The 4906-nt window shown below is 27.8% G+C and carries 4 protein-coding genes and 2 pseudogenes; 2 read left to right on the top strand and 4 right to left on the bottom strand.

The window, feature by feature from the left end:
* Window positions 1–36 precede the first annotated feature (36 nt).
* The 4 genes and pseudogenes from Q0V15_RS11840 to Q0V15_RS11830 all read right to left on the bottom strand — a co-directional run bounded on the left by Q0V15_RS11840 (window position 37) and on the right by Q0V15_RS11830 (window position 2800).
* The gene (locus Q0V15_RS11840; protein WP_297439267.1) at window positions 37–996 is read right to left on the bottom strand and encodes a P1 family peptidase; all 960 of its coding nucleotides are present in this window, start codon (window positions 994–996) and stop codon (window positions 37–39) included.
* Between the two features lie 30 nt (window positions 997–1026).
* Window positions 1027–1341 (bottom strand): annotated as a pseudogene (locus Q0V15_RS13000) (ECF transporter S component); the annotation flags it as partial.
* A 135-nt stretch (window positions 1342–1476) separates the two neighbouring features.
* A pseudogene (locus tag Q0V15_RS12995) lies at window positions 1477–1815 on the bottom strand (ECF transporter S component); the annotation flags it as partial.
* A 256-nt stretch (window positions 1816–2071) separates the two neighbouring features.
* Window positions 2072–2800 carry a 1-acyl-sn-glycerol-3-phosphate acyltransferase gene (locus tag Q0V15_RS11830; RefSeq protein WP_297439263.1) on the bottom strand — a complete coding sequence of 243 codons (729 nt, stop codon included), beginning with the start codon at window positions 2798–2800 and terminating at the stop codon, window positions 2072–2074.
* 145 nt (window positions 2801–2945) lie between these two features.
* Here Q0V15_RS11830 and Q0V15_RS11825 point away from each other — a divergent pair, with 145 nt between their 5' ends.
* Window positions 2946–4346 carry an NAD(P)-binding protein gene (locus Q0V15_RS11825; protein ID WP_297439261.1) on the top strand — a complete coding sequence of 467 codons (1401 nt, stop codon included), beginning with the start codon at window positions 2946–2948 and terminating at the stop codon, window positions 4344–4346.
* Between the two features lie 197 nt (window positions 4347–4543).
* Window positions 4544–4906 (top strand): SH3 domain-containing protein (locus Q0V15_RS11820; protein ID WP_297439259.1); only part of this gene is annotated, 363 nt, incomplete at its 3' end.

Below are 4906 nucleotides of genomic sequence, written 5' to 3'. Positions count from 1 at the left end.
GGTTTTGCCTTAAGATGTTTTTTTATGAAAAATTATTTATAAGTCATTATAAGATTTGAAGTCAAATAGTGACTTGGCATTTTTTACGGCCCTTAAAACTGCTTCTTCCATAACTTTTGTTGCAATAGTACCTATAAGGCTAGTATCAAATTTTTCAGTTCCATTAGATACTGCAAAAATAGTATCACCATCAAACATAGTATGTGCAGGATATATAGTCCTAGCAAATCCATTATGTGCCATAGAAGCTATTTTTTTATTTTCTGCTTTAGATAAATTAGCATTTGTTATTATAGCACCGATAGTAGTATTTCCTTTAAAAGCACTTTGAGCTTTTATATTAGATGTAAGCATAGAATTTTCAGTATCTATAAACTCATTATTTTTATCTAGTGCTCCAGCTATAATTTTAGCAGTTGAAGGATCTTTTATATCACCAAGGGCATTAACACCAACAATAGCAGCAACTTTTAAATCTCCAATTTGTACAGCATAGCTACCAAATCCACCTTTCATAGCAGATTTAGGTCCGAAAAATTTACCTACAGTTGCACCAGTACCACAACCAATATTTCCATTAGTGTTATTAGTATAATTCTCTGAATTTATACAAGCATCAATTCCCATTTGTTTATCAGGTCTAATTTTTGAACTTCCACATCCTAAATCAAATAAAACTGCTGAGCAAACTATTGGAACTTTAGCTACTGTAACATCAAAGCCTACATCTTTACTTTCTAGGTATTCCATAACGCCAGAGGCTGCATCAAGTCCAAAGGCTGAGCCTCCTGACAATATAATAGCATGTATTTTTTGAATAAGTTCACTAGGATCTAAAAGATCAGTTTCACGAGTTCCAGGTGCACCACCTCGTACAGATACTCCTGCACTAGCACCTTCTTCACAAATTAAAACAGTACATCCAGTTGCAGCATCAAAATTTGATGCGTGTCCTAGTTTAAACCCATCTATATCTTGTATATTAATTTCATTCATTACAAATCTCCCCTTAGTTAAATGAAAAAATTATTTTCTTATTTTTTTTACAGCAAGTACAACAGGAACTGTTATGATTGCTGAAATGAAAGCTTCGGGAATTCCATTAGAAACTCCTAGTGCAATTATTGATGCACCAGCCATTTGACTAGACATATGAAGCTCCTGTGCATATTTATCTAAATAAATTATATAAGTTAGTCCAAGAACACCTACAGTATTAACCATAGTACCAAGGACAGCAGCGACTCCTATTGCAAGAATCTCCTCCTTATTTTTATCTTTTATCTTAGTAACAACAAAAATTACAAGTCCGAATAGTACAATTCCGATTACAATTCCGATTATATGAGAAATTAAATTACTTAAATCAAACATTTTAGAAAGCGATGTCCCAGCTAAGAAGCCAAGAATACCAATAATTAAGCCACCTATAATGGATGTTGCCTTTAAATTTTTCTTGCAAGATTTAAGTGTTATAACATAAATGTAATAACTAGCAATTCCTATAAGGATTCTAGGTAGAATCGCAATTATTGGATTCCAAAATATGAAGCTAGTTGGCATTGGAGCTGCAAATGCTTGATACATAGAGAAAAGTCCAAAGACAAGTCCTATGAGCGCTCCAACAAGTGGACCTTCTATAATAGCACCTATTATTACAGGTATATGCATTATAGTAGCTTTTACAGGTGGAATTGTTATAAAACCAAGACCTGTAAGTCCAAGAAAAATTGAGATTGATGAAAGCATAGCTACAACTACAAGTTTTCTTGTTTTAGAACTACGATTTCGAGAATTTTTGTTTTGATTAGACATTTTGAATACCTCCGTTCTCATTCCTTTTATAAGGATATAATTCGGTTTAATCTAAAAAGAAAAAACTATGTTCAGTTTCTGGCGAATACCGACAATTATAAGTGTAAATATAATTATGTATAATATCAATAAAAAAGTTTTTTGTTAATATTAAAAACATTATATATTAATAGAATGTTAATATATTAAGCTAGAGAAATTAGGATTTAATTTTAATATATTAAAGCGAAAAAAACAGAGAGAATAAATCCCTCTGTTAGCTAAGTTTACTAGCTACTATATTTTGAACTCTCTTTGGAAGTAATGATTCTTCTTCTTTTGAAAGCTTATCAGTGAAAATTGGTGGATGAATATATAAAGTAACATCAGATGGTTTAATAAAGTTTTTATTTGCTTCCATTATTTTATATGAACCATCTATTGTTATAGGAATTATAGGAACTTTAGATTTTGTGGCAAGTTTAAAGCTACCAGCTTTAAATTCTGCAATAGGTCCACCTTTACTACGAGTTCCTTCAGGGCAAATCACCATAGATTGTCCTTTTTTTAATATTTTAATACCTTCTATTATAGCTCCAGCAGATTTACGAAGGTTACTTCTGTCCATAAAGACACAATCCATCATTTTCATCCATCTATTTATCATTGGTATTTTTTCAATTTCTTTTTTTGAGATAAAACCTTTAGGTTTATCTAGGTAGTATATTAAAAGTGGAATATCAAAATTACTTTGATGATTACTTACAAATAATACAGCACCATCTTTAGGAATATTTTCACTTCCGATAACTGTAACTTTTGCACCACTAAGTTTTATAAAAGGCTCTGCCCATTTAGAACTTGCCTCGTGCATATATTGATATTTTTCTAAAATTTGATTATTAGCATCAAATTCAGCAACTTTTTTTTCTAGTCTTTTTGTTAATGGCATTGTTGTAACTAAGCTAGTTATAAACTTAGTATAAAATGCAATTGTTCTTAACATAAAAAATCTCCTTAATTATATGAATTAGTATATATAATAGTAACATATAATAGATGAATATTACAATCTTATATAAATCCCTATCATTAAAAAAAGTTAATCATAATATATTAAAATAAGTAGTAATTAAAATTGGTGGGGTTTAATGATGAAAGTAAATATAATTGGAGCAGGTATACTAGGTATTAGTTTAGGTATTCTTTTAATTGAACAGGGATATGAAGTGGATATATTTGAAAAAAAATTATATTCAGGAGGAAGTTTTATTCCTTTTAAAAATGAAGAATTATATGATTATAAAATACAGTATAGTGATATTAGTCTAGAGTATCTAGAAAAGTATAGATATACAATTTTTAAGGAAATAAAATTTAAAAAAATAAAAATATATAAGTATATTCAATTAAAGAATAAAGGAAAAATAGAATTGAAGCTTGGAAGAGAAAATATAGAGAAAGTTTTTTATAGTAATTGTAAAAATAATGATGCGGAGATAGTTAAATATATATTTGAGTGTGTTGATACCTTACATGAATTTAAAGAGAATAAGAAAGACCTTAAAGAAAAAAAGTTTCTAGATAGAATAAAGAAACTTTTTAGTAGAAAAAAAGAAGATATCAAAGATTATAAGAAAAAATCAGTTGAAGATGTGATAGATATGATAGAAAGTGATGAACTTCGAGAAATTATAAAAAGTCTTGCTAATAAAAAAGCTTCATATATGTATTTGCTTGATATTTTATATAAGATAAGCTATAGTGAAATTTTTGTTTTTGATGAAGATATAAGAGATATTATTTTGAAATTAGAAAAAAAGTTTTTAGATAAAGGTGGAAAGATAGAGTATAACTCTAAAGTTAAGATAATTAACTCAGGTGAAAAAGAAACAGTTATTTCAGTTAATGGAGAAAAAAAATATTGTGAGAAAATTATAATAGCTAGTAGTAATATATCTGATATAGTTGATATTTTAGATGAGAAGTATTCAATGGATAAATTAGAAAAGGTAATAAGTAATTCAATAATATATGATTCATACGTAATAGTTAATTTAGTTTTGAAGAAGAGTTTTAATAGATTTGAAGGAATAAATAGATTTGTAGCAGTAGAACCTTTTGTTGATAATGTAGGAGCATTTCACAGAAAATATGAGATTTATGGGAAAGAGATTAATGGTAAACAGAATGTTTCTATATATATAAGAGGGAATTTTGCTTATTGGAGCAAAATAGATAAGTATAAATTGATTGATGAGAATTTAAGTAAAACTTTAGTATCACGTTTAATTATAGAAGAGGTGAGTAAAAAAGTCCCAGATATAAAAGATAATATAGAAAATGCATATGTGATAACTCCATATGAAGTATATAAAGAAAATAATTTATTTATTGGTTCAGTTAGAGGGATAATACCAACAAGTGATAATTATGGTAAAATAGTTAATTTAATAGATAAAGATTCTAGTATTAAATGCTTTGAAATTAAATTAGATAGCAAGGCTTTTTTAGAGAAAATATTTGAAAATATAGAATTATTATTATCTTAAATATTCTTTATAGTATAAATATAGTTGGAATATTATTTAAATGGCTATATTTATGCTATTTTATTGATAAATTAACAAAAAATTTATTAAGAATGCAAAAGTTGTCTACATTATAAAGATATAATTATAAAGACCATAAAATTTGTAATATGAATACGAATTAAATAATAATTTAGACAATATTGGGGGAAATAAAGATGAATAAAAAAGTAGCATCGATAATTTTAGCGACAACAGCTAGCTTAGCTATTACTGGGGCTCATAGTGAAAAGGTTTTAGCAAATGAGATAAATACAGCAGATAATATAAAAAGTGAAAGTAATAATGAAGTAAATGCAAGAAGTTCAAAAAAAGCTAAGGTTGTAAATGTTAGTAGCAATCTTAGAATAAGATCTTCAGCAAGTACGAATAGTTCTGTAGTTGGAAGTTTAAGACCAGGAGCTATTGTAAATATTGAAGGTGAGAGTGGAAGTTGGTATAAGATTGAATATAATGGAACAAGAGGATATTCGCATAAGGATTATCTAAGTGTTGTTTCAGGTGATGCAATACCAACACCA

Source organism: uncultured Clostridium sp., from assembly GCF_947036855.1.
Lineage (GTDB): Bacteria > Bacillota > Clostridia > Clostridiales > Clostridiaceae > Sarcina.
Note: the sequence above shows the minus strand (reverse complement) of the source record. Positions and strands in the feature narration are given on the sequence as shown.